The sequence below is a fragment of the Mucilaginibacter sp. GW821-FHT07G05 genome (assembly GCF_059418565.1).
The window spans coordinates 302,504-328,300 of record NZ_JBWKQC010000001.1 but is presented as its reverse complement, the minus strand read 5'-3'; the positions used below and the strand labels follow the sequence as shown (position 1 = coordinate 328,300).

The 25,797-nt window shown below is 44.3% G+C and carries 16 protein-coding genes; 3 read left to right on the top strand and 13 right to left on the bottom strand.

Annotated elements, in window-relative coordinates; genetic code table 11:
• Positions 1-17: 17 nt before the first annotated feature.
• From AC07NA_RS01230 to AC07NA_RS01210, 5 genes are all read right to left on the bottom strand, one after another.
• Positions 18-1,364, bottom strand: coding sequence for a sugar porter family MFS transporter (locus AC07NA_RS01230; RefSeq protein ID WP_494894971.1), 1,347 nt, complete (start codon positions 1,362-1,364; stop codon positions 18-20).
• Between the two features lie 220 nt (positions 1,365-1,584).
• The gene (locus AC07NA_RS01225; RefSeq protein WP_494894969.1) at positions 1,585-2,796 is read right to left on the bottom strand and encodes a DUF4998 domain-containing protein; all 1,212 of its coding nucleotides are present in this window, start codon (positions 2,794-2,796) and stop codon (positions 1,585-1,587) included.
• Between the two features lie 32 nt (positions 2,797-2,828).
• Positions 2,829-4,055, bottom strand: a complete 1,227-nt coding sequence (locus AC07NA_RS01220) for a DUF4959 domain-containing protein (protein ID WP_494894967.1) — start codon at positions 4,053-4,055, stop codon at positions 2,829-2,831.
• 57 nt (positions 4,056-4,112) lie between these two features.
• Positions 4,113-6,020: a RagB/SusD family nutrient uptake outer membrane protein gene (locus AC07NA_RS01215; RefSeq protein ID WP_494894965.1), complete on the bottom strand. Its 1,908-nt coding sequence runs from the start codon at positions 6,018-6,020 to the stop codon at positions 4,113-4,115.
• 18 nt (positions 6,021-6,038) lie between these two features.
• Complete coding sequence (locus AC07NA_RS01210; protein ID WP_494894963.1) at positions 6,039-9,287, bottom strand: SusC/RagA family TonB-linked outer membrane protein; 3,249 nt, start codon at positions 9,285-9,287, stop codon at positions 6,039-6,041.
• A gap of 394 nt (positions 9,288-9,681) precedes the next feature.
• On the opposite strand from AC07NA_RS01210, the gene AC07NA_RS01205 reads away from it, so the two are divergent.
• The gene (locus AC07NA_RS01205) at positions 9,682-10,584 is read left to right on the top strand and encodes an AraC family transcriptional regulator (protein WP_345208983.1); all 903 of its coding nucleotides are present in this window, start codon (positions 9,682-9,684) and stop codon (positions 10,582-10,584) included.
• A 1-nt stretch (position 10,585) separates the two neighbouring features.
• On the opposite strand, the gene AC07NA_RS01200 is transcribed toward AC07NA_RS01205, so the two are convergent.
• Positions 10,586-11,563 carry a glycosyl hydrolase gene (locus AC07NA_RS01200; protein ID WP_494894961.1) on the bottom strand — a complete coding sequence of 326 codons (978 nt, stop codon included), beginning with the start codon at positions 11,561-11,563 and terminating at the stop codon, positions 10,586-10,588.
• A gap of 143 nt (positions 11,564-11,706) precedes the next feature.
• On the opposite strand from AC07NA_RS01200, the gene AC07NA_RS01195 reads away from it, so the two are divergent.
• Both AC07NA_RS01195 and AC07NA_RS01190 read left to right on the top strand, forming a co-directional pair.
• Positions 11,707-13,785: a glycoside hydrolase domain-containing protein gene (locus tag AC07NA_RS01195; protein ID WP_494894959.1), complete on the top strand. Its 2,079-nt coding sequence runs from the start codon at positions 11,707-11,709 to the stop codon at positions 13,783-13,785.
• 76 nt (positions 13,786-13,861) lie between these two features.
• Positions 13,862-14,362 (top strand): DUF4251 domain-containing protein, encoded by a 501-nt coding sequence (locus AC07NA_RS01190; protein WP_494894957.1) that lies wholly within the window; start codon positions 13,862-13,864, stop codon positions 14,360-14,362.
• On the opposite strand, the gene eutC is transcribed toward AC07NA_RS01190, so the two are convergent.
• The 7 genes from eutC to AC07NA_RS01155 all read right to left on the bottom strand — a co-directional run bounded on the left by eutC (position 14,359) and on the right by AC07NA_RS01155 (position 25,666).
• Positions 14,359-15,120 (bottom strand): ethanolamine ammonia-lyase subunit EutC, encoded by a 762-nt coding sequence (gene eutC / locus AC07NA_RS01185; RefSeq protein ID WP_494894956.1) that lies wholly within the window; start codon positions 15,118-15,120, stop codon positions 14,359-14,361. The genes AC07NA_RS01190 and eutC overlap by 4 nt on opposite strands.
• Positions 15,113-16,495 carry an ethanolamine ammonia-lyase subunit EutB gene (locus AC07NA_RS01180; protein WP_494894955.1) on the bottom strand — a complete coding sequence of 461 codons (1,383 nt, stop codon included), beginning with the start codon at positions 16,493-16,495 and terminating at the stop codon, positions 15,113-15,115. The genes eutC and AC07NA_RS01180 overlap by 8 nt, the downstream gene beginning before the upstream one ends.
• A gap of 1 nt (position 16,496) precedes the next feature.
• Positions 16,497-17,849, bottom strand: coding sequence for an ethanolamine permease (gene eat, locus AC07NA_RS01175; RefSeq protein WP_494894954.1), 1,353 nt, complete (start codon positions 17,847-17,849; stop codon positions 16,497-16,499).
• A 77-nt stretch (positions 17,850-17,926) separates the two neighbouring features.
• Positions 17,927-19,111 (bottom strand): MFS transporter, encoded by a 1,185-nt coding sequence (locus tag AC07NA_RS01170; RefSeq protein ID WP_494894952.1) that lies wholly within the window; start codon positions 19,109-19,111, stop codon positions 17,927-17,929.
• A gap of 127 nt (positions 19,112-19,238) precedes the next feature.
• Complete coding sequence (locus tag AC07NA_RS01165) at positions 19,239-21,272, bottom strand: alpha-amylase family protein (RefSeq protein ID WP_494894951.1); 2,034 nt, start codon at positions 21,270-21,272, stop codon at positions 19,239-19,241.
• A gap of 71 nt (positions 21,273-21,343) precedes the next feature.
• Entirely contained in the window at positions 21,344-23,686 is a 2,343-nt protein-coding gene (locus AC07NA_RS01160) for a glycoside hydrolase family 95 protein (protein ID WP_494894950.1), read from the bottom strand.
• Positions 23,687-23,713: 27 nt separating this feature from the next.
• Positions 23,714-25,666 (bottom strand): SGNH/GDSL hydrolase family protein, encoded by a 1,953-nt coding sequence (locus tag AC07NA_RS01155; protein ID WP_494894948.1) that lies wholly within the window; start codon positions 25,664-25,666, stop codon positions 23,714-23,716.
• Positions 25,667-25,797: the final 131 nt, after the last annotated feature.

Sequence of the window (25,797 nt, the reverse complement as noted above, 5' to 3'; positions counted from 1 at the left end):
GCACGGGCCTGTTCTTGTTAATGTCTTATTAAATTATCTTCCAGGCCTTCAAGCGTTTGGCCTTTGGTTTCCTTCACTTTATACTTCACAAAAAGGAAGCCTAAAAAGCAGATTACGGCGTAGAGGTAGAAAGGCCCGTAAGTACCAATCTTTTCGGCCAGTATAGGGAAAGTGAACACCAGTATAAAAAAGGCGCCCCATAATGATACCACAGCCAGCGTTGATGCCGTACCACGCACTTTGTTAGGGAAGATCTCCGAAATAAGCACCCAGGTAACCGGCGCCAGCGAAAAGGAATAAACGCTGATGGCCAGCAGAACAAAAGTTGATATCAATATTACCGGAGCGTGCATTTGCAGCAATATGGCCAGTACTATAAACGAAATAGATAAGCCCAGCGCGCCGATGAGCATCAGTGGGCGGCGACCTAATTTATCAACCTGCCACATGGCCAACAGGGTAAATATCAGGTTCACCCCTCCTATTGAAATGGTTTCGAGCAATTGCTCATTCAGGCTCGAACCGGCAGATTTAAATATGGTGGAAGCGTAATTGAACAATACATTACTGCCGCAAAACTGCTGGAACACCGCCAGCGTTACGCCCACCAATACCGCCGGTCGTACCGATTTATCAAACACCGCCCAAATGGATTGTTTGTTTGCACCGGCAAGTGAACGTTCTATAGCGGTTAAGGTATCGTCAACAAATTTTGGTGAGCCAATTTTATTCAGCACGATCTTCGCTTTTGCATCCTTGCCGGCCTTTACCAACCAGCGAGGGCTTTCGGGCAGCCACATTACCCCTATTAAAAATACAAGCGATGGTACTGTACCCAAACCAAACATCCAGCGCCATGCATCAGGACCAAGATCTGCCAGGAAATAGTTAATAAGGTTGGTGAACAGTATCCCCAACACTACGGTAAGCTGGTTAATAGCCACATTACGACCACGCACTGCAGCGGGCGATACTTCGGCAATATACATGGGGCAAAGCATGGATGCCATGCCCACGCCAATACCTGCCGCAAAGCGCATCACCAAAAAGTAGTTAAGGCCCTGCGATAAGGCGATACCAACTGATGACACCGCGAAAATAGCCGCGGCCAATATCAGTCCGGGTTTGCGGCCATACTTTTCGGCCACGCCGCCTGCCAGCAGGCAGCCAACGATACAACCCAGCGCCAGCGATCCTGTTAAAAAGCCCTCCATCACCGAAGTAAGCGCGAACTCGGTGCGCAGGAAAGGCAACGCGCCTGCTATAACGGCAAAGTCGAACCCAAACAGGTATCCGCCAAGGGCCGATATGAATGAAATGCCTATGATATAGGTGTTATTAAATGTTTCTTTAGTATCGTTCATTTCAAAAATTAATGGTTTTAATCGGTTTTTAAAGGTGGAATTTTACCGTTGCCGGGGCAATGGATATAATACTATAAAACATGGATTATTTTATCAAATTTCCTAATAAGAATAATCCATTAAAAAAGCACAAAAATATAGGTATTAAACGCCCCCGGCGCTATACATGATAATGTACAGCGCCGGGGTGTAGTATTTATAATTTGTTGTATACTATCATTTATTTAAACAACGAAAGTTCCATCATGTGGTAATAATTGGTATTGCCCCATGTTTCGAGTATTTTAAACCTGATATATCTTACTTCGGGCACGTTATCCGGAAATAAGAACGATTCGCCGGCGGCGGCATAATCCCTGTCGGCATCGGTATTTTGCCCCACCGGTAAGCCCGATGGTTTTACAGAAGTAAAAGAACCAAGCATTGTCCAGTTGTTATAATCGCCATTTGGATCTGGGTTATTGCTGCCCCATATTTCAAAGCGTTTTACGTTGCCGTAATTGAACAAGCCCGACATGCGCTGCCATATTTGAATTTTGGTTAAGCTGGTGGTTTGCCCCATATCAAATGTATACCAAAATGGTACAGGCGCATTACCGGTATGGAAGCCTTGTCCCTGGCTCTCGTCTGTTTTACCGTTCCATAAGTAATAAACCTCCCAGCCATAAGCCGAACCTATATCGTTAGGCAGGTTAAAGGTTTTAAACAGCGATTTATCTATTGGCGTATATATCTTGATCTCCGGGAAATCTTCATAAGTAGCTACGTTAAAGGTGTCAATTGAAGCCTGCAAAGGCACGTAAGCCGATCTGTATTGTACAGCTGTACCTTTTTTATAATTAGGTATCACTATTGAACTTTGGTTAACGTTGAGCCGCCTCTCTTCGGGAAGGTTTAAGGTGTTGGTATATTTAATGGTAGTATATACGTTACCGGTATCGGGCTTATTAAAATTAAGGCTGATCGTTCCGTCGTTATTTACAGTGTACGGCCCGGCTACTTTATAACCACGGTTTAACAAGGTGGCTGTAAAGGCGCTGCCGTATACCCTTACGTTATTAAGCTCCTGCCCTACAGATACGCGACCTTCGGCATCATAAGCTTTAAGTTTAAAGCTGTAAACATACTCCTTTAAGCCGGGAACTATTACGGTGATCGAATCGGCCGGATCTGTAGTGGTAGCGTCAACATTCAGCGAATCGGCACCGTTGTTCCAAATTACTACATACCTTTTAATACTTGGATCCGGACTCGGGCGCCATATCAGTTGAACGCGCAGATTACCTGTATTGTAATGCAGGTTGGTTGCCAAACCCGGATAGGTTACTTCCCTGTTATCGAGATACTTTTTATAGTCATCATCGTACTTTTTGCAACCAAACATTGCAAAGCATATCAAAAAGAAAACAGCAACGTTATATGTGATTTTCATTTCTTTAATTTTTTAATATATCAATACAATGCCTACAGCGGACTGCCGTAAAGCGAGATCTCTTTGGCGTTAATATAATCTAAACCACCCCATGTTTGCGTACATTCAAAGCGGATGAATTTGGTTGGCGGCGCTGCGCTGGGCATTTTAAAATTGACACCTGCCGCGGCAAAAGCGATATCGGCCGCGTTAGCCTGGTTGGCCGGTAAGCCCGATGGCGGGTTAGGGTAAACAAAGTTGCCCATGTTAAACCAATCGCCTGCAACGGTACCAGGTGCCGAGTTGATAGGCAGTGTTGAATCCTGCGGATTATCTTTATCTGTACCCCAAATAGTTATCTTTCGTGGGTTTTGAAAGCCGTACATATCCGGCAGCCTGTTCCACAACACAAAACGGCTTATTTTAGCATTTACGCCCAAACTGAATGTACATTGTTTGGTAGGCGAACTCACGGTATGCCATCCCGGGTCGCCAAGGTTGCCATCAAAAAAGAAGCGCGTGTCCCAGCCGAAGCCAATTGTAGCATCGCTGGCCAAATGATATACCGAGAACTTGCTTTTATCAAGCAGGGTTTCAAATAATGGGGTTAAGGTTACATAGCGTATTTCAGACGCGTTGCCGAACCTATCGGTAGTATACACGCCGAATTTGTGCTCAGTAGCATCAAAACCACGTACCGAAACATCCACTGTATCGCCGCTGATGTATTCGGGCTCTTGCTCTTCGTAAGCGTTGGTGGCATTGTTAAAGGTAATCATGTGAACTGATATAGGCGCTTTATTAATGTTGAAACCAAAAAAGTTTGCACCGCCAAAATCAGGTTTTATATCAAGCCCCTCATTGATCAGTATATAGTTAGGTGTTTTGGGCTGAACCTTTACCGTAACCGGATCAGACATTACATTGGCCCTGCTCACCGCGTAAAGCGTAACCTCATATTCCTGTGCCCGTGCAAAGCCATCAACCAATATGGTATCTTTATAATAACTCGTTTTTGATTCGCGAACCCGGTTATCGTTAATATTATAGCGGGCCAAAATATACAGCAGGTTTTTTGAGTTGGGCAGCTTGTACGTTATTTTGGCCGCACCATTCAGGTTTTCCACCTTTACATCGGTAACAATACCCGGCTTTGTGGTATCGTCAGACACCACCTCAACAGGCGATTCGCTTTTTTTACAGGACGCACAAAGCATTATTATCAGCACCGGAGCTAACATCAGTAATGTTAAACTTCTGCGGCTATTCATCCTTTTCATATCGTTTATATTAATATTATTCATTAAAATATTTAATCGTGATACTTTCTTAAACTCCTACCAGTAAGGGTTTTGAGTGAGATTTTCGTTTACAACCACGTCGGTGCTGCTAAACGGCCACAGGTAATCCCTTAACCCGAATACCGGTATCACCACTGTTTGCGGGCGATAATAGTTAACCGCGTTCGCTTCGTAAATACTCCAGCCTTGCATAGGGCGGCTCAATACATCCTGCAACTCTTTCCAGCGGCGAAGATCCCAGCCACTTTGGCCTTCAAAACACAGTTCAATTCTTCTTTCCTGGTGAATGATCTGGCGCAAACCCTCTTTGGTTGACGGCTTCGACGGATTTTTAGAATATGCCTGCCATGCGGCTACCACTCCCTGTAAACCGGCGCGTGTTCTTACTTTGTCAATGTAATCGTAAGCTTCGGCAGATGGGCCGTCGGCTTCGTTAAGGGCTTCAGCATACAAAAGATATAAGCCTCCTAAGCGTATCAATGGCAATTTAAAATCAACCGCGGTAAAATTTTCGTCCATGGTTGACAGATAGTTGGCTATCTTTTTAGGCCAGTAACCGGTTACGTTGGTTGAGTTAAGGCTTTTAGGCCCGCCTATGGCAAACTGGCTGCGCGATTGTACATAGTAGGCTTTATCCTCGTCAACTATGCCATTGCCAAACCATATCCCGCCGTCAAAACCTAAATCGGCATAATACCTTTTCTCGCGATGGAAGTTGGTTTTAGCTGTTTCATAACCTTGTTTTATGTAATGCTTATGCGCGTCGTCGCCAATTTGCGGTGTAAAGCGGTTAGCATAATCCCAAGTTTTATCTTCAGTGATCGGCACCCCTTTGTCGGTATAAAATAAATCGGTTGTTGAAATAGGCACTGCCCAGTTTGACGGATAGGTATTAGCCATACTTACCGATTTACTGGTAAGCTTAGGTATGGTATAGCCCTGGTAACCAAAACCATAGTTCAAGGCCCATATCAGTTCGGGATTATCCTCCCACCGTTGGGTAACAATAGCTTGCAGGCTCAGGATGCTCTTTAACTCATCAGATACATTACCAATACCATTTGATGGTACGAGTGTTGATAGTTTAAGGCTCTGCGCTTCGCACTCGGTAATAGCCTCTTTACATGCATCGGCAGCTATGCGCCATTTTTGCGCGTCATAAGTTGCCGGGAAAAGGCTTCGTCCATCTTTATCTTTAAAATTGGTATAGTCGGGGTTGCCGTTAAATAACGGACTTGCCTGGGTGATCAGCATCTCTGCTTTTACCGACATAGCCATAAATTTGGTGATACGGCCAAACTCTGTGGTACGGTTCTCGATTCGTGCCGGCAGGTCAGGAATAGCCTCGTTAATTAATGATAGCACATAAGCGAACGATTCATCGAGCGTAGCCCTTTTACGTTTGGTGGCTTCAATGTCAACATCTACCGGGTTGTTCTCTTTTATCAAAATCACCGGGCCATACATCCTGATGAGGTAGTAGTGATAATATGCTTTCAGGAATTTCACCTCGGCTAACCAGCGTTTTTTTTCGGGTTCACCAAGGTCGATAGGCTTGTCGATATTTTCGAGCATAATATTGCACCGGCGAATAGCCTTATACATGGATAAGCCGTTGTTAGTGCCGCCCCAATAATTCAGTATCGGGTTACCGCTGCTTTGCACGCCCCTTATCAGGTTAAAGCCCGATTCATCAAAGAAATGCGCCTGCAATATGGGATATACAATTTCAGATGAAGTAGTAAAACCGGCATTACGCGTAACCTCAGCCAGTTGCTGCATGGTTGAGTAGCAGCCAAACAGGTAGTTTTCGGCTTCGTTACGGTTTCTGAAGGCATAATCAAGTGTGCCCACGTTATCAGGCACTATGTCCAGATATTTTTTACATGATACGCTCATGGAACAAAGCAGTGTCAGGCAAATTAGTTTATGATATAATTTCATGTCGTCTGTTTTGATCGGTTATAAATTCACATTTAAGCCCACATTGAATACTTTTTGTATAGGATAAGCGAAGCCGTTACCTGCCTGCTCCGGATCCCACAATTTGAAAGGACTCCAGGTATAAAGGTTAAGCCCATTGAAGTAGATACGGCAATTGGTGAGCTTCATTCTTTTCGATACATTTATAGGCAGCGTGTAGCCAATTTCTAACGATTTAAGCCTGATAAAGCTGGCATCACGCAGCCACCACGAACTTGGTTGCAGGTTATTGGCAATTACAGTGCTGTTTACTCCCAAACGTGGGTATTGTGCATACAGATCCTGGTTTTCTTCGCTCCAGTGACTATCGGCAAATGCTTGTAATACTTGTGTGTTACCGTAGATATAAGGATCGGGACTTGGGATGAATGGGCTCACTCTTGTTGGGTCAACAAAGAACGACACCCTTGACTGTCCCTGGAAGAAAGCCGAAAGGTCAAAGCCCTTATAACCGGTTGAAAAACCGAAACCGTACACAATTTCGGGTGTTTGAGGATAGCCCAAAAACACCAGGTCGAGGTTATCGATCTTGCCATCCTGGTTTACATCGCGGTATTTAATATCACCACCTTGAGGTAGTTTGCCGTTACCGCCAAATATTTGAGTTGGTGAGTTTTTAGCTTCCTCGTCGTCAACAAATAAGCGTTCGGCTATGTAACCGTATCCCCTGCTGATAGGCTGCCCGATGAAATGGCGCCATGATTCGGCATAGTTAGGCTCTTCTATGTAGGTGTATTTATTGGTTGAATAAGTAAAGTTACCACGGAACGATGCCCATAAGCCATTGCTAAAGTTTTGCTTGTAATCGGCAGAGAGATCAAGTCCCTTTGAGTCAACGACACCTAAGTTGGTACTAACTGATGACTCTAAACCTTCGCTGGTTGGTATATTACGTTCGCGCAGGATATCGTAACGGTGGTTCTTATAAATTTCCGCTATGATGTTCAGGTTTTTTATCAGCGTAACCTCCATAGCAAGGTTGGTTTGCCTTGAAGTTTCCCAGGTAATATTAGGGTTAGCGTAGCTGTTGATGTATACCCCTTTACGCTCGTACTGGTTGTTAAAACCAAATTGCGAATAATTTGGCCCTGTAGCCAGGTTAACATCCGACAGGTAGAAGAACCTTTGGTTACCAATAGCATCGTTACCTACTAAACCATGGCTGGCACGTATCTTTAAGCGATTGATAAAGAAGTCGGTTTTCCAGAAATCTTCATTTGATACCACATAAGATAAGCCGATAGTTGGGAAGAAACCGTAACGGTGCTCTTTAGAAAACCTTTCAGATCCGTTATAGCCAAAGTTGAACTCGGCGTAATACTTGTTTTTGTATGAGTATGTAGCACGGCCGGCCAGACCCAAATTGCGGAAAGGCAACGAATAAGGCAAGGTAGTATAGCCCAACCTTGGATCTTTAGCGCTGGAATAAACCGTTGATTGCATGGTACCGATCACCGTTGAGCTAATGGTGTGATCTTTAGCGATGGTTTTATTGTAGTCTACAGCGGTTTGCAGGTACACGAATGTATTGGCTTCCGGCTCGCTGCGCGAATAATTAAGGTATTCGGTAGCTACATTATTACCTGTTGGCTGCGGATTAAGCCATTGTAAAGTATACTGATTGGAAACTTTATCATAACTGCCCACATTGTAGTAGAATGGATTGTAAGCCAGCTGCGATGTAAAGTATGAATACCTGTTGGTGTTAAATATCCCCCTGAACTTTAAGCCGTCGGTTATAAATTCGAGGTTTTGGTTCAGCTCCAACTGTGCCGACATACGCGACTCCGAAGAGTTTTTATGCCCTCTTAACAAGGCCGCGTAAGGGTTATTGTATTGGATATTGTTGCTGCTGGTGCCATCGGGCCCGCCGCTGTTACCGAATAATATGTGCTGCGCGTTACGGTTAGCCTCATCAGCCGGGAAATAAGCCGGAAATAATACCGGGCTGGTGTGAATAGCCACATTGTACAGATCCGAAGCAAAAGAACCATCCGTAGTAACCGGGCCATTGTACTCACTAAAAGTACCCGATAGCCTTACAATTACCTCGGTGGTTTTGGTAAGGTTTACGTTGATATTTGAACGTAACTGGTAGTTTTTAAACTTTACGTTATTGTTGTTATTGTTGCGTACATCGGTATTTAAAACACCGTTATCAATATTGTACGCGCCGGTTATGTAGTAACGGGCCAATGAACCGCCGCCGCTTACACTCAGGTTGTTACGCTGGGTAGTGGCCGTCTTTTTAAATAACAGATCGAGCCAGTCAACCGCCGGGTATACGTATTCGTTACTGCCGGGAGCACCGTCGATGGTTGCCTGTGTATTCCTGATCTTGGTTGGAGAGAAGGGCAATGGCAGTTTTGGATCGCGTGTCAGGGTGGCCTCGTTGTAGAGGTTCATGTACTCGATCGGGTCAACCAGATCAAGTGTTCGTGCTGATTGTGACGAGGAAAACTCCGAACGGAAATTGATCTTCGCTTTACCTTCTTTACCCTCCTTGGTACTTACCAAAATAACACCGTTTGCACCACGGGCACCGTAAAGGGCTGTCGCGCTGGCATCTTTCAATATCACAAAGCTGGCAATGTCGTCAACGTTCAAACGGGCAAGATCATTAGTTGAAAGCTCTACGTTATCTATCAATATCAACGGATCGCGTTTGTAACCAAACGTAGTAACACCACGGATGAAGAAGGACGCGTTATCCTGCCCCGGCTGGCCGCTGCGTTGGTAAGCGATAATACCTGCCGCCTGGCCTGCAAGCGCGTTAGTAAGGTTACTGGCCGGTATTTTCAAATCGGCAGGTTTAATACTGGTTACCGAGCCCACCACCGCTTCTTTACGTTCCTTACGGCCGAAAGCCGTGATCACCACCTCATCGGCCAGTATGTTGTCTTCTTTAAGCGTGACTTTTAAGATCTTGTTATCGGCTGTAACGGTAATCCGTTGGGTTTTATAACCCACGTAAGAGATCCTGATGACCGATCCGCTGGGTACATCGAGAATGAATTTACCGTTATTGTCAGACATGGTACCCAACTTGGTATTGCCTTCAACCGATACGCTTACACCCGGTAAGGTGGCCTTGGTGCTATCAGTTACAGTACCTATTACGGTAATATTGGTTTGTGAAAAAGCGTTGCTGCTGATGATCATGAACAGTAAGATCACCGGGATTTTTAAGCGCAGCAGGCCTTTGTTAAGATCGTAAATTAACTTCATAATTTGATTAGTAATTAGGTTTATTAAACACAATGTAAGGCGGGGCATATCCAATGCGGATTAGCCTTCATCATTCAATAAATGCTCAGTCTGATCGGTTAACGGAGTTAAAAAACGGTGTTGCCGGGTATGGCATGAGGTGCAAAGCATTATGGCTTTGTGATTTCGTAAAAAATCTTTTCATACTTTAAATTAATAATGGTTCTATAAATGGAGCTGTAAACATAGAATGAAATAGTCCATGTTGAAATGGAGAAATTTCAAAAAAATATGGATAATATTACCCTATCAAAAAATGGTAAATTATTGCTATATATGCGCTTATATATGCTTTACGATAATTAAACCCGGCAAGCTATATGTCATATATAACCCTAAAAAACAATTTAGCAGAATGATGGACAATTCGACGGTGGTGCAAAAAACAAGGAAGAAAGAAGGCTTTGTAGGGCAACGAATGATTGTGCTGCCACCCAATATTAAACGCAGAATAATTCATAATCCACTGATCCGGAATTTTTATCTTACCGCTATAGGGCATTATCCAAAGGCTACACATCATGATAGGGAAAGGAAAACCGGCAGCTCGCAATATATACTTATTTACTGTGTTGAAGGCGGCGGTTATATATACATCAATGGCATTCAGCACGAATTACAACCCAATACCTATTTCATCATCCCGAAAAACGTACCACACCGTTACAATAGCAACGAAAACAACCCATGGAGTATTTACTGGGTGCACTTTACCGGTGATACCGCCGAAAAAATATACGAGCGTTTCCTGATCGATAATCAGCCCGTCGTACACGCCATACCTTATGATGAAAACCGCATCACACTATTTGAGCAGATCTATTCCATATTAGAGCATAGCTTTAACGAAAAGGAAATGGAGATCATGAACTTTAACCTGCTGCACTTTATCACCTCGCTCATTTACTATAAAGAAGCCAATCCGGCTGTATACAATACCGATTCTATCAGCAATTCCATATCCTTCATGAAAAAGAATATTCACGAAAAATTCGGAATTGAGGAACTGGCTAAGCAGCAAAGTCTTTCGGTATCGCACTACTCCCGCTCATTTAAGCAAAAAACAGGCTCGTCTCCTATCAATTATTTTAACCAACTCAAGGTGCAGAAATCCTGCCAGTACCTTTATTTTACAGATCGCAGTATTAAAGAGATCTGTTCAGAACTTGGCTTTGACGACCAATTTTATTTCTCCCGATTATTCCGCAGTGTTATTGGTATGTCGCCGGCTAAATATAAAAAACAGCATAAAAAGTAGGTTACTTCCCCGCCGCGGCCCTCACTTTTAACCTCTTAACTGATTCTGGTTGCTCATCAAGCATGGTTAATATGCCGCCATCGGGCAGGTTAAAGTAGCATACATAAATACAGCCGTATTTGCAGGTTTTTGCCCAATTGTAAATGGCATCAATATATTCGGGGCAATCGCCAATGCCATGAGTATCTTGCGCTTTGTTGCCCTTTTTAGCTACGTTTCCCCATTCGCCTATACAGGTTGGCTTTTTATGTTGATCGGCAAATTTGGCTTGCCACTCCAGCATGTACGGTTCTTTTGTTATGCGGTGTATTATTTGTTCCGCTGTAGGGTCGCTATCGCCCCAGGTCATCCCGTAGGTGTCCGAGCCTATTACATCCACCACATTATCACCGGGATAAAATGGTTCCGGATTGGGCTGCCCTGCGTTAGTACACCAAACAATCTGAAGCGTTTGCCCTTCGGATGCTTTTTGCTTAAACCCTTTTCTTATTAAGGGAACAGCACGCTGCCATGCATTAACAAACAGGTTTGCATCCTGTTTAACCGGGTACATATTAAACTCCCACCATAAACGGGCATAAACAGTTTTACTGCAATACTTAGCCAAATTTCGGCCTAATGAAATGTAAGTACTGTCCTGCGAACCTGAAATGGCTTCTTTCAGCAACTCATTAAATTCAGTTTTACTATCTGTCGGGATCAATGGCACTCCAACATCCATCGGTCTGTCAAAATGTTCTCGTTTCCATTTTGGGGCGCCGCTGCCTTCTACCATCAACCAGTTGGCATCGGCAATATCTTTCCATGATGAACGCCCCATCCACGTACCTAATATTTCTTGCTTAATACCATACGTTTCGATGCTTTTGCCGCTATTACCGGTGAGCGTACGGGGCACTTTCGACTGCGAATAGCCTTGAAATACGTATACAAACAACGACAGGCATATTAGAAGACAAGCTTTCAGGGACATTTTCATGAATGGATAGGGTTAATATTGGCCTGTAGTTCAGTAAACTAAGATAACGTTTTTTACTGCGGATAACGATGTACACACTTGTTACAAACTCAACACAATATTGCAGATCGATTTAGCTATAGTTTTCTTAATTTTCGGGCACCATGAAATTACGTTTTACAGCTATACTACTATCTGCTTTTTTTGCGGCACAAGCACAGCCAAAATCACCCAAAACAACCATACCGCAACCTGCAAAACTGGTTAATGTATTCTTGGGCTCATCCGGCGATCATGGCCAGATGTCGCCCGCTGCATCATATCCGTTCGGCATGATGAGCATTGCGCCACAAACCTATCCTAACCTGCACATGGGTTACGAGCATAATGCCAAAGTTTTTTTAGGTTTTACGCATAACCGCATGGAGGGTGTAGGTTGCCAGGGCAGCGGTGGTAATATACTGATCAAACCTTTTTTAGGTGCCGATCCCGCTGCTACCAAACTATTAAAAGCATCTGAATCAGCTTCACCTGGTAATTATGAAGTAGGTTTTTCTAACGGGATTAAAACATCAATCGCGGTAGCCCAAAACGCAGGCATCGAGCATTATACATTTCCCGCAGGCAGTAAAGGTTTTATGATAGATTTGAGCCATACGCTGGCCAATCGTTTTGTAGCCGAGCAACACCAGTTAGATGGTAACTCATTGAATGGCTGGATAGAATCGGGCACAACCTGTAACGCGGGTATCTACCGGGTTTATTATTATCTATCATTTAACAAGGCTGTAAAGTTTGAACAAACCGCCGAACATAAATTAATAGCTACGCTAAATAATGCTGATAATGAAGCCGATATCCGTATCAATTTTTCATCGGTTGATGTTGAACATGCCAAAGCAGGTATCAACAATGGCTCTGTAAACGATTATAAAGCAAAAAGCCAGCAGGCCTGGAACGATATACTGGGGCGCATAGTAGTAAAGGGCAACCCTGAACGGGAGAAAACTTTTTACTCTTTACTATACCGCACCGTGCAATCGCCTTATGTGGTTTCTGAAAATGATGGCAGCTTTCGCGCTATCGATGGCGGCCTACAACAAAGCAAAGATGCTGCTTATAATGGCTGGGCTATATGGGATAACTACCGCACGCAACTGCCATTATTATCAGTTACTTATCCTGAAAGATATAAAGCTATCGCGCAATCAATAGCTAACCTTTACCCTTATGGTAAAAAAGATTACGCTACAACGCATGAGCCATCAAACACCGTACGTACCGAACACGCCATAGTTGTTCTGCTGGATGCTTATCGCAAAGGCTACCCTATTGACTTTAGCAAGATCACCGATTCGCTGATCAACGAGGTAGATAAGCTGGATTTCTCACACCCGGATAAGGCACTGGAATCAAGTTATGACGCTTGGGCGCTATCGCAAATACTGGCTATTACCGGCAAACAGGAGTTGAGCGAAAAGTATAAGCAAAAAGCATTAGGCTACAGGGAAGGCTGGAACAAGGATTTTAAAGACCTTACCAAAAATGATGTCGACCGTATGCAGGCCCGTGGCTTATACCAGGGTACTATATGGCAATATCGTTGGTTTTTGCCTTTTGATGTAAAAGGATTGATTGAATTAACCGGCGGCAAGGAGGAATATACCAAACAGTTAGATCGTTTCTTCGACAACGATTTGTATAACCACGCCAACGAACCTGACATTCAGGTTCCGTTAATGTATAACATGACTGCGAAACCATGGAAATCGCAAAACCTGATGCATAAATATGCTGTAGATACCGTGGTGCAATATTATTTCAATGATAACAGCCGCGGTATAGATCCTTTTGTGGATGTCATCTATCAAAATAAACCGAATACTTATGTTCGTACTATGGACGATGATGCAGGAGCCATGTCGGCATGGTATGTTTTTGCCGCTTGCGGCTTCTCGCCTGCTTGCGTAGGCTGGCCGGTTTATTATCTGAACGCGCCATTGTTCCCGTCGGTTACTTTTAAGTGGACTAACGGTAAATCGCTGGTTATTAAAACAGATAACTATACCGATAACCGTCGCTACATTAAGCAGGTAACGCTGAATGGAAAAAAACTCGACCGTAACTGGATCACCCAAAAGGAGATTATGGATGGTGGCACACTGGTATTTACCACATCAGATACACCTATTGAAACCTGGGGTACGGCAAACCAATGGGTATCAGATATTAATATGAAATAAGGCAGACAAAACTTTTTACAGGTAAATATTATTTATACATAATATTCGTTCTATATTTATGTATAAAATCCTAAATATGAAAACCTTAATTAAAGTATTGTTTGTATGCCTTATTATAGGTATTATGAACCCGGCTGCGGCCCAAACTACCAAAAAAGAAAAAGCCGTCGCTAAAGCAACCGAGGTAAAAAACAAAATAGATTCGGGAAAGTACACGTTTAAAGCCACTTATGTTTTGCCATTGGCCGGCGGGCAACGTTACCTTAATGCCGATTACGATTTGAAGATCGGCAAAGACAGCCTCATCGCTTATTTGCCTTATTTCGGCAGGGCATTTTCGGGCGCGGCAATTACCCCGTCAACTGATGGTGGTGTAAAGTTTACTTCTACAAATTTTAGTTATAAAGTAACTCCCGGTAAAAAGGGCAGCTGGAAAGTAAGGGCCGATACAAAGGACACCCAAAACAAGGATAAAATAACCATTGACATTTTCGCTAATGGCAGCGCTACATTGATGATCAGCAGCATTAACCGCCAGCCTATTACCTATATTGGTAGTATCGTTACCGATAATTAAGGAAAATATCCTGCCCCGGTGTCATCTTTAAGTTGTACACCGCTTAGCTGCCGCTTAAGTGATTGCTGAACAAGGTAAAACATTTTGGCGGCAGCTTCTTCTAAATTCAATCCATTAGGGCGAATATTGGAAATACAATTGCGCGATTCATCTGTTAAGCCCGGTTGAGGATTATAGGTGAGATACGCACCCAAACTATCGTGAGCACTTAATCCCGGGCGTTCGCCTAATAATACTAAAGATATCTTAGCTTTCAGTATCGACCCGATATCGTCGCCGATGGCTACCCTGCCCTGCTTAACCAGACAAATAGGCGCCGGTTTTATATTGGCATATTTTAATAAAGGTAAAAATAACTTTAATAGGTCGATGATGTTTTCGTTAACCGCCGTGGCCGATAAGCCATCGGCTATAATGATGGCGATATCATTTTCTGCGGAGTACCCGCTTAAATGCAGGCACGATTCTTCACTTAAACGCCTGCCCAGATCGGGGCGTTGCAGGTATTGCTCCCGATACCCCGCTTTGCTATGCAAGTGTACCACCGGCAGGTTAAACTGTTTAAAGGCTTCGGCCAGTTCATCAAAATGCAGTTTGGAATAAACGGCATCCCTCGCGTGGGCATGGGCCATTTTAAACTCAAGCGATTGTTTTACCGGGATACTGACCCCGGCCCTGCCCAAACCGATACGGGCAGCGGTGAATTGCTGCAATGATTGCCACGATTGAGCCGGTTTATCGTCGGGTATATCAGCCATAACTCTCCCAGCTCTTTAAAAGTTTATTGCTGTTATCTGCTATAATATTACCACTGGCATTGGTAATTCCTTGCCGGATCAGCCATTGTTCAAATTCAGGTGCGGGTTTTAAGCCCAGCATCTTACGGATATACAGTGCATCATGAAACGATGTAGACTGGTAATTCAGCATAATATCATCAGACCCCGGAATACCCATAATGAAATTACAGCCTGCTACACCCAACAAGGTCAGCAAGTTATCCATATCATCCTGATCAGCTTCCGCATGGTTGGTGTAGCAAACATCCACGCCCATAGGCAATCCTAAGAGCTTTCCACAGAAGTGGTCTTCCAGCGCTGCGCGAATAATTTGCTTACCGTCATATAAATATTCAGGTCCGATAAAGCCTACAACTGTGTTCACCAACAGTGGTTTAAACTGACGGGCAATAGCATAAGCCCTTGCCTCGCAGGTTTGCTGATCGATACCATGATGTGCATTGGCAGACAGGGCGCTGCCTTGCCCGGTTTCAAAATACATTACATTATTACCAACCGTTCCGCGATTTAATGAAAGTGTTGCCTGGTAAGCTTCCTCAATTAAATTGAGATTGATACCGAAACTCGAATTTGTCTTTTCGGTTCCCCCTATTGATTGAAAGCACAGATCGACAGGCGCGCCTGCATTGATCAGTTCAAGCGTGGTGGTAATATGAGTTAATACGCAGGATTGTGTTGGGATATCAAACTTTTCCCTTACACCATCTATCAGCCTAAGCAAGTTAAATACTGCCGACGGATTATCTGTAGCCGGGTTAATCCCGATCACCGCGTCGCCGCTGCCATAGAGCAACCCATCGATAATACTGGCTGCTATGCCTTTCGGGTCGTCAGTCGGGTGATTCGGTTGCAGGCGCGTAGAAAAATGCCCTTTCAGGCCGATAGTATTCCTGAATTTGGTAATCACTTCGCATTTGTATGCTACCGCTATCAAATCCTGGTTGCGCATCAGTTTTGATACCGCGGCGGCCATTTCAGGCGTGATGCCTTTAGTTATCTTTTGCAGTAAATGGCTGTCCGTTTCGTCGCTCAACAACCAATCGCGAAACTCGCCGACGGTTAATGAACTGATCGGGTCGAAAGCCACATAATCATGCGTATCGATGATGAGACGGGTTACCTCGTCTTCTTCGTAAGGAATTATGGCTTCAGTAAGAAAAGTTCGTAGCGGAATATCGGCAAGGGTAATTTGGGCTGCTACACGTTCTTCATAACTTTCGGCTGCTACACCTGCCAATATATCGCCGCTGCGGTGTGGCGATGCTTTTGCAAGTAGGGTTTTCAGGTCATCAAACCGGTAAACCTTATTTTTTATAGTATACCGGTAGCTCATGTTATTCGGCTTTAATTATTACGTCCGCCTTTTCAAGCAGTACATCGTCCATAATTTTCACTTTGTGCTTGCCCATTGCTATAAATATGGCTACACAAGTTATTAATCCACCTATAAAAACAATGCTTACATCAGGGTTATAATAAATTATGGCGAATAAACATACGGTAGAGATGATCAGTGCAACAGCCGGAAATACAGGATAAAACGGCGAAGCAAACGGCCTCTCTAAATCAGGTTCTTTTTTGCGGAGGACAAACAGGCTGATCATGCTCATCATGTACATCACCACCGCGCCCAATACGGATAAGATGATGATCTGGCTGGTTGTGCCTGTGTATAAGGCGGCAAAACTAATAAAGCCCCCGGCCACAATAGCCCAATGCGGTGTTTTAAAACGATGGTTAACTTTTGCAAGTCCGCGGGGTAAATAACCGCTGCGGGCCATGGCAAATACCTGTCTCGACGAGGCCAGTATAGTACCATGAAATGACGCGATCAACCCGAACAAACCAATACTGGCGAAGATCTTGGTTAACCCGTTTGATTTGCCTAATACCACGGCTATGGCCTCGGGCAGCGGATAGTCGAGGTTGCTAAGTTTGCGCCAGTCGGTGATGCCGCCGGTGAGTACCATCACTCCTAAAGCCAATAGCACCAATGTAACCAAGGCCGATATGTAACCGCGGGGAATGTTTCTTTTAGGATCCTGCACTTCTTCGGCCACCATCGCTACTCCTTCAATGGCCAGGTAAAACCATACCGCGAAAGGTAAGGCCGCGAAAACGCCTCCCCAGCCAAACGGCATTGGATTGGCCAGGTAATTATTCATTTTAAAATGCGGACCGATAACGCCCATAAACAACAACAGTTCGGCCACTGCCAGTATGGTAATGAACACCGAAAATGTTGCCGATTCTTTTACCCCCGAAATATTGAGCAGGATAAACACCACATTAAAAAACATGGCCGATTGTAATACAGGCAAAGCCGGATATAAAAAATGCAGATAACTCCCCAACGCGAACGCGATTGCAGGCGTGGCGAGCAAAAAATCTATTAACGTAGCATAACCAGCCACCAGGCCACCAATAGGACCCAAAGCGCGATAAGCGTAGGCAAATGCACCACCCGCGTGAGGTATTGCTGTGGTTAATTCGGTATAGCTAAAAATGAAGGTAACATACATTACCGTAATGATAAGCGTAGCTATTAAGAAGCCTACGGTGCCTGATACACCCCAACCATAATTCCAACCGAAATACTCGCCCGAGATAACCAAACCAACAGCTATCGCCCATAAATGGATCGGTTTCAGAACGCGTTTTAACTGTTCAGTTGCAGGTGAGGCCATGTTTGTATTTTAAAGGCGTTTGCGCCGCCTTAAAATACTCAACTCCGGTGTAAATTCAAAATAAGTTTAAACAGTAATTAAGCGGCTGTGGCTTGTACTGCTTTTTGCTTTAAACTACTTAAAGCCAGCACTAATGCCAATACGGCCCAAAGTAACAGTTGCCAGGTAACCATATCCCAGCCGCCTATGCGCCAGCATTGTACGCCCGCAAAAGTACCCAAAGCGCCGCCAATAAAATAAGTGGTCATATAAACTGTGTTGATACGGCTGTGCGCTGTAGCATCCAAAGTATAAATAGTGGCTACGTTGGTTACGTTAGTGGCCTGTACACCAATATCAAGCAATAATACCGATAAAATGAAAGCATATATAGAATGCGGGAAGACCTTCACCACCAAAACTCCGGCCAGTACGATCAATACCGTGATCACCTGCGAGCGGGCAGGGTTGCCTTTATCTGCCAGTTTACCGAAAATGGGTGCAAGCAAAGCCGCCCCAATAGCGAGAATACCAAACAAGCCGATGGTATCGGTATTGTAATTAAACGGCGGCGCGCTCAGGTGAAAGGTCAAAGTTGTCCAGAAGGAACAAAACACACCAAATACCAGCGCCCCAAGTAATGCCGTGCGCCTTAGCAGCGGAAATCTTTTCACCTGTACAAATATAGATTGCAACAAATTGCCGTAATGGCCGCTAAACTCCTGCTTTACATCGGGCAGTGAAAACCTTACCATAAAAACACTTACACCTACCAGTATCGCCGATATGCCGTATACGTACCGCCAGCCTAACCATAACGCGATATACCCGCTGAATACCCGTGCCGAGAGGATACCCACCAAAATACCGGTAAAGATGATTCCCACTGTTTTGCCTTTATTTGCCGGATCGAGCGTAGCTGCCATGGGTAATATTACCTGCGCTGCTATAGCCAACACGCCGGTAAGCAGGCTCATAAAATAAATACCGCTAAGGCTTTGTATAAAAGTCATCCCGATGAGGGATAGTATGAGGCCGATCTGTAAAAACTGGATCAGGTTTTTACGGTTTACCTTGTCGCCAAGTGGGGTAAGGAAGAACAAGCCCAGGCCATAGCCAGCCTGCGATAGCACCGATATAATACCCGCGGCCCCTTCCTGTACATGAAAACTGGCGGCTATATCTTTAAGTATGGGTTGATTGTAATAGATGTTAGCCACACAAACCCCGGCAGTAATAGCCATAATAATGATCTGCGATTTGCTTAGTCCCTTGTGTTGCATGTTGCAAAGGTGCTATTAGGCGTTAATTTTTCTGTTAAAGTATTGCCATAATATCTTTCAAAACCATCGCTAAACAAAAAGATCACCTGTTTTTGGGTGATCTTTTTGTTACATAAGCAGCAAGCGCTTACTTAATATCAAATTTATATAAGGCAGCATCGGCCTGTTTCAGGTCGATATTGATGGCTGCATTTATAAAGGTCGCTTTGTTATTCTGTATAACCTCGGTAGCAGTATAACTTTTCAATACCGGCAAACCGATCCTCGCGCCATCAAGTTTAAATGATTTGGGCTCGTTACCGTAGTTAAAAACCGCCACATAATAACTATTACCGATTTTACGGGTAAACACTTCTGAAGCGCCTTTATCGGTATTGCCATCCACAGGCTTAAATGCTTTGCCATTGGCCACTACTTTAAGCAGTTCGGGGTTTTGGTAGAATGCTTTCGCCCTTGCCGACCATTGGCCATGTGCCGAAAAATCATCACCCGTAATGAATGTACCGGTGATAATGCCCGACAGTAACCTTGCCCGGTTAGCTCCCTCCTGCTCGGTAGACAGCACAATATGATCGGCATCAACATGATTGTACAAATAGGTTTGCCACCAGCCATACGTTACACTATTTAGGGTGTATTGCGTATCCTTGATTGTTTTAAACGCGTCGCAAGCGATACGGCGTGTATGCACATAACGACCTGTTGCCAGGTTTGGCGATATGGCAGCGTAGATCAGCATCTGATCGCCAAGCTGGCTGATCAGGTATTCCATCCCTTTGCGGTAGGCCTGCATACCTGTGGTTACCGTTGTGTCATAAAAATGTGTAGATTCTACCGAGGCGTGACCAAGGAAATCTATCTTGATCATTTTAAAACCGCAATCTTTCAGTTTTTTGATCACCAGGGCGATGCGCTGCTTAGTTCCCGGATGTGTGGGATCCATCGCGCGGGCACCATCTATATCGTGATATTTGTCGCCAACTTTTGTCCAAACTTCACCGAAGGTATAATCGCCGCCATCTACCTTTCTATCCGGCCCCCCACCCCAACCCCAATCGGTAAACGGAGCCCAATATACGCCAGGTTCTAAACCTTTGGCCTTACAATAATCGGCAAACTCTTTCAGCTTACTGAAATCACCATTTAATCCGCCGCGGGTCATGTTATCCCAGTACGAATCCATATCGATATACGCGGTGTTGCCTGATCTAAAATCTTTTAGGCTGTCGGCAAAAAAGTCGGCTACTTTGGTTACTTTTTCATAGTTTAGGTGTTCCTGCATTACACCCCAGCTGTTCCAGCCTACGGGTGTGGGTTTAGTCCAGTTGAAAACAACAGGCGGCTCTGCAATACGGTTGGCTTTACCAAACGCTTCAAGCCCTGTTCTCCAATCGGCAAAATACCCAACGAAGATCAATGGCGATTTAACTGTGTTACCTTTAACCATTCCATGCGGAATTTTGTCGCGGGTAACCGCTTCGGCAGAATAACCGGCCTGTACCTGTATAAAGTTGGCCTTATCCGGAAATGCCACGGTGGTAACACCCGTTTTCCATACCAAATGCTCAACAGAACCCACTACCAAGCCATTACGAGCGGTGTTATCGTACACCACGCCGGCTTCGGCGCTGGTTACATCGGTAGGTTTCTTAAACGGACGGGCATCGTAACTGATAAAAGTATCGTTATCAAAAGGCATAAACAGGCTACGCGAGTCGCCTTTAATATTTTTAAAGTTACCTTCAAAAGGCACCAAATCGTTTGTTTGCAGGTTATTACCTTTTACCAATACTTCCATAAAGAAGTAATCATACCCGGGATAAGTATAAAACGCCTGCTCCATTTGCGGTAGATCTCTCCCCGTTAAAGTAATCAGGTGCTTTATACCTTTCCCAAATCCTGTGGTAACGTTTGTTTTACTATACTTCCTTAACGTGTAAGCTTTTGAAGTGATGGTAGCATCATTCAACTTAACCGACGAAAAAACATTGGTAAATATACTTTCGCCATTATTGGTTACATTAAGCAGGCCTTTGGTAAGATCATAAGTAATAAAACCGCTTTTGCCATAAGGTATTTTAACCTGCTGCTCCGCAGATATATGAATTGCCGCTACCGGTAACGCTGTTGCTGTGTTTGCCGTTAACAAAGCACCACTCATTAAAACGGCTGAAATAATTAAAGAAAAGCATTTCCTCATAAAATGTACAATTGACAGTAACAGGCGTAAATTTATATTTTGGAAGCCATTACTGTGGTAACTTTTCCGTTAAGTTTAATCTTTACTTTGCGTGGCGTGGTTGAAGCTACTTTATAGCTAACCACTTTACCATCTTTCCATTTCAGGTCGACCACAAAATTGCCGCGTGCCTTAAAGCCTTTTATTTCCCCGGATGCTTTCCAGCTATCAGGTATGGCAGGTATAAAGTTGATGTAACCCTCGTGGCTTTGTATCAGCATTTCGGCTATACCGGCTGTGGTACCAAAGTTACCATCAATTTGAAACGGCGGACCGGCAGATAACAGGTTCGGGTAGATACCGCCACCTGCACCGTAGTTAATATCGGTACGCTGGGTTGGTTTCATAATTTCGGTAAACAGTTTGTATGCCCTGTTACCGTCGTGCAGGCGTGCCCAGAATAATAGTTTGTACGCGATGGTCCAGCTTGGGCCGTCATCACCCCTAACTTCCAAAGTCTTTTTAGCGGCTTCGGCCCATTCAGGTGTACCTTCGGCAGTAATTAGCGATGCCGGATATAAACCATATAGGTGCGAAATATGCCTGTGCTGCGGGTCAGTTTCTTTATAATCTTCCAGCCACTCCATTACACGGCCATCTTTTGCGATGTTTACCGCCGGTGATAAACCTTTGATCTTTTCTTTCAATACCTTCCTGAAATCGGCATCAACCCCTAACTGTTCACCTGCGATAATCACATTGTTGAACAGCTCCCTGATGATTTGGTTATCAATAGTAGCGCCAATGCAAATACTGGCATGTTTACCGTTTGGCAGGTAAAAAGTATTCTCGGGGGATGATGAAGGTGAAGTAACCAACCAACCTGTTTTACCATCTTTAATTAAGATGCTACTGTAAAACTGTGCCGAACCTTTTAGTATTGGGTAAATCTTTTTCAGGTAGTTTTTATCGTTACTGAAAGCGTAATGATCCCAAAGGTTATTACATAACCAGCCCGAACCGGCCTTGGTTATACCCCATGATGCGCTTTCGCCGGGCTCCGTAAAACCCCATATATTGGTAATGACGTGCGCTACCCAGCCATCTGCATTATAATAGGCTTTAGCGGTTCGTTCGCCCGGTGCAACCATACCTTTAACCAGGTCGGCCAGCGGTAAATTCAGTTCCGAAAGGTTAGCTACCTCCACAGGCCAGTGGTTCATTTGTACGTTAACGTCAAGGTGATAATCGCCGTTCCATGGGGTATGCACCTGGTTGGCCCATAAGCCTTGCAGGTTTGGTGGCAATAAGCCAACCCTTGTGCTGCTGATGCTCAAATACCTGCCGAACTGAAAGAACAACACAGGCAAGCCTTTATCAGATGCCGGGTTAGCATGAAAAGCCACTAACCTTTTATCAGTCGTCAAAGCATCGGCGGCAGTGCTTTCGCCCAAATTTACGCTGAGCCTGTTAAACAGCTTTTGAAATTTAGCAATGTGCTGCGCTTTTTGAACCTCATAAGGTTTCTTCATGGCCGCGGCTAAATTCTGCTCTATTTTTTGTTTGTATCCCGGATTTTTAAAATCGGTACCGGTAGATATATACAGGATAACTTCGGTAGCGTCCTTAATTTCCAGCGTGTTATCTGTAGTGCTTTGAGTACCGCCTTTTAACTGCGCTTTTACCGTGGCCAAATATTGCATGCCAATATCAGGCGTACCGCTTTTAAGGTCGCCCAATAACTGCAATGAATTTTTAGTGGCCGTTGTAACCGATCTTTCCGGTCGACTGATACTGATACTCAAATTCAATTTTCCGGGTTTATCGGCAGTTAACTTTACAATGCTCACGTCATCGCCAAAACTGGTGAAGTATTCCCTTTTGTAAGTAACGCCATCCACAGTGTACGTGCTTTTAGCTATCGCGTTATTGAGCGACAATTCGCGCTGGTAGCTTTTAAACTCTGACTGCTGATCTTTGCCCTTGCCATAATCAAAGTGGATGTTCAGCTCGCCCAATACCTGGTAACAACCAAAAGGTTCACTACCCGAGCCAACACCTTTACAGATGAAGTTTTTATCGATGAGGGCTTGCGCCTCGTCGTTTTTACCTTCCTGAAGCAACCGGCGTATTTCGGGCAGGTTTTTGTAAGCCTCATAATTATTGGCATCCTGCGGCGCGCCCGACCATAGCGTAATATCGTTCAGTACTATCTTTTCGTTGTCAACGCCGCCATCGGGCATCATACCTAAACGGCCATTGCCCAGCGGCAGGGTTTCTTCCCAAATCGCGGCGGGTTTGGTATACCATAGCTTTAACGGCTTGGTTTGCGCCATTGCCGCTGCCGACAGTGCTACAAAAGCGGCGGTAATTACAAGGAGTTTTTTAACAGTCATTTAATTAGGTTATAAAATTGGTTGTGGTTATTTGTTTACCAAAAAGTAAACAATGTGGCAGGCAGTGCCTTTGCTTGCATTGTTTTTATTTGGTGTGATCTTTAATACTAAAGTGTGTTTGCCTATTTTTAAATCGCCCTCGAAAAGCAGGTAGGTTGGTATATGCAGCCAGGTACTATGCGGTGTAAAAAGGTCGATATCCTTATAAGTTTTACCATCAATGGTGTACGACACAATACCTTCGTCAGAGCCTGATACTATGGCCATGCCTACGGCGGTACCGGTAAAAGGCAAGGTTAATGTACCACCCGCCTGGGTTGAGTACAACACCGGCACATTGATATAACCGGGACGGGTAGATAGCCCATCTTTCGGATCCCAGTTTTTGTCGAGTGTCCAGGTTTTATCAGTTTGGGCATTGGTAATGTTGTAGTAAGTGCCTTTTTCAAAGCTGGCTTTGTTTAGTAAAGCCGGTAGCTTAGCAGAAGTTGGTTTGTATTTTGTGTTGGCAGCTTCTTTAAAAGCGGCGAAGAGCAGGTCTTTTATAGTGGCAAAGTATAGCTCCTGCCCAAAATGAGCCGGGTGGATATCTTTAAAATCGTCGTTCCAGTTAAATTCGTTGTTCTTTATTTTTTCGTACACCTCCCGGCCTAAATTGATAGATGGCGAATTGTAATGTGCAGCCACCAGTTCGTGATTCTTGATCTCTATCGGTATTATACCTTTGGTATAATCGCCGGTTTTATCACCATCAGCCAGCGACATCAGGATTACCTCCATCATCGGGTTGCTCTTTTTTGCCTGGCGTACTATCCCTTCCAAATCGCGCACCTGGGTAAGACTATCGGTAAGGTTGCCCCTATCGTTCACCGCGGCCTCAACAAAGAGCAGGTCTACCTTGCCCGAGTCCAATATATCACGCTGCACCCTGAACGTATGCGCCAGGCTGCCTAAAGAGGGTATCCCCGCGGCAATAAAACGGAAATCCGTCTGCGGATAATTCTCTTTCAGAAAGGCGCAAACTTTATCGCGCCATCCCGGGTTAAAAGTGATCGATCCGCCCAGGAAACCAACAGTAGCTTGTTTACGAACAGTTACCGCGTTATAAAAATTAGGCAGGCCGCCGCGCACAGTATAGTACTTATTATAAGGCAGTACAGATTTTACCGGGTATGAGTTGTAATAAATAAAATCGGCATACTCCTTAGCATGTTTCAATGGAAAATGGTGTCCGCTCAATTCCTGCGGACCTTCGGTAACCGGGTAGGTGGCAACCGGGCCGCCTAAAGCGATATAACGCTCTGCAAACAGCAAGCTGTTCTCGGCAGGTGGTGCCAGTTTATCATCCAGGCCGATCACATTCATTACCGGTACTTTGAAAGATGCCAGCCCTTCGAGGTTATCAATCGGGTTATCCTTATAACTGATGGCTTGTTGCTCGGTAAAGTTATAAACCTGTTTTAGCTGTTTCCATAAGGTGGTATCGCCGGGGCCTTTGCCTTTGTTGCCCGGCCAGCTTTTAAAATCGTAAACCGGAGTTTCGGCATAAATGCAGTTCACCTTATCCGGATTTCGCTTGGCCCAGTTTAGAGCGTAAAGACCCCCACGGCTTACGGCCTCTAAACTGGTTTTTGGTGCCAAAGCAATATTTTTAGTAAGATACTGATAGAATTTATCCCAAACCTGCATAGCATACGGGCTGCCGTATTGATCGTCTACACTCAAATAGGCAATATAAAATCCTCTCGACAGCAACATAGTATCCATTTCGATATGCCAGTCGGCAAACGAGGCGCGCCATACCCACGGATTACCCGGCAGCGGCTTTGCAGGTTTTACATAGTAAGCTTTATGAGCACCGATAGTAAAATTTACCTGCTCAAACCCGTTCCATTTACCGGTGGTGGTTTGTGCTTTAGCTTTTATACAAAAAGATAATGCAGCAATAAATATTACTAAATACTTGAACTTGATGATCATTGATCAGGATTTTAAAATGGCTATATTCGGTTTGATAAAAATATTACTGTACTATTCTATCTAAAATGGATTAACCTTTAAATTAGATGGATAATGCTGTTCTACTTATTTCACAAACGAAATTATAACAT

Excerpts from the sequence above, each read along its gene's own strand:
- AC07NA_RS01230 (WP_494894971.1), bottom strand. The coding sequence starts at position 1,364 with ATGAACGATACTAAAGAAACATTTAATAACACCTATATCATAGGCATT.
- AC07NA_RS01225 (WP_494894969.1), bottom strand. The coding sequence starts at position 2,796 with ATGAAAATCACATATAACGTTGCTGTTTTCTTTTTGATATGCTTTGCA.
- AC07NA_RS01220 (WP_494894967.1), bottom strand. The coding sequence starts at position 4,055 with ATGAAAAGGATGAATAGCCGCAGAAGTTTAACATTACTGATGTTAGCT.
- AC07NA_RS01215 (WP_494894965.1), bottom strand. The coding sequence starts at position 6,020 with ATGAAATTATATCATAAACTAATTTGCCTGACACTGCTTTGTTCCATG.
- AC07NA_RS01210 (WP_494894963.1), bottom strand. The coding sequence starts at position 9,287 with ATGAAGTTAATTTACGATCTTAACAAAGGCCTGCTGCGCTTAAAAATC.
- AC07NA_RS01205 (WP_345208983.1), top strand. The coding sequence starts at position 9,682 with ATGATGGACAATTCGACGGTGGTGCAAAAAACAAGGAAGAAAGAAGGC.
- AC07NA_RS01200 (WP_494894961.1), bottom strand. The coding sequence starts at position 11,563 with ATGAAAATGTCCCTGAAAGCTTGTCTTCTAATATGCCTGTCGTTGTTT.
- AC07NA_RS01195 (WP_494894959.1), top strand. The coding sequence starts at position 11,707 with ATGAAATTACGTTTTACAGCTATACTACTATCTGCTTTTTTTGCGGCA.
- AC07NA_RS01190 (WP_494894957.1), top strand. The coding sequence starts at position 13,862 with ATGAAAACCTTAATTAAAGTATTGTTTGTATGCCTTATTATAGGTATT.
- eutC (WP_494894956.1), bottom strand. The coding sequence starts at position 15,120 with ATGGCTGATATACCCGACGATAAACCGGCTCAATCGTGGCAATCATTG.
- AC07NA_RS01180 (WP_494894955.1), bottom strand. The coding sequence starts at position 16,495 with ATGAGCTACCGGTATACTATAAAAAATAAGGTTTACCGGTTTGATGAC.
- eat (WP_494894954.1), bottom strand. The coding sequence starts at position 17,849 with ATGGCCTCACCTGCAACTGAACAGTTAAAACGCGTTCTGAAACCGATC.
- AC07NA_RS01170 (WP_494894952.1), bottom strand. The coding sequence starts at position 19,111 with ATGCAACACAAGGGACTAAGCAAATCGCAGATCATTATTATGGCTATT.
- AC07NA_RS01165 (WP_494894951.1), bottom strand. The coding sequence starts at position 21,272 with ATGAGTGGTGCTTTGTTAACGGCAAACACAGCAACAGCGTTACCGGTA.
- AC07NA_RS01160 (WP_494894950.1), bottom strand. The coding sequence starts at position 23,686 with ATGACTGTTAAAAAACTCCTTGTAATTACCGCCGCTTTTGTAGCACTG.
- AC07NA_RS01155 (WP_494894948.1), bottom strand. The coding sequence starts at position 25,666 with ATGATCATCAAGTTCAAGTATTTAGTAATATTTATTGCTGCATTATCT.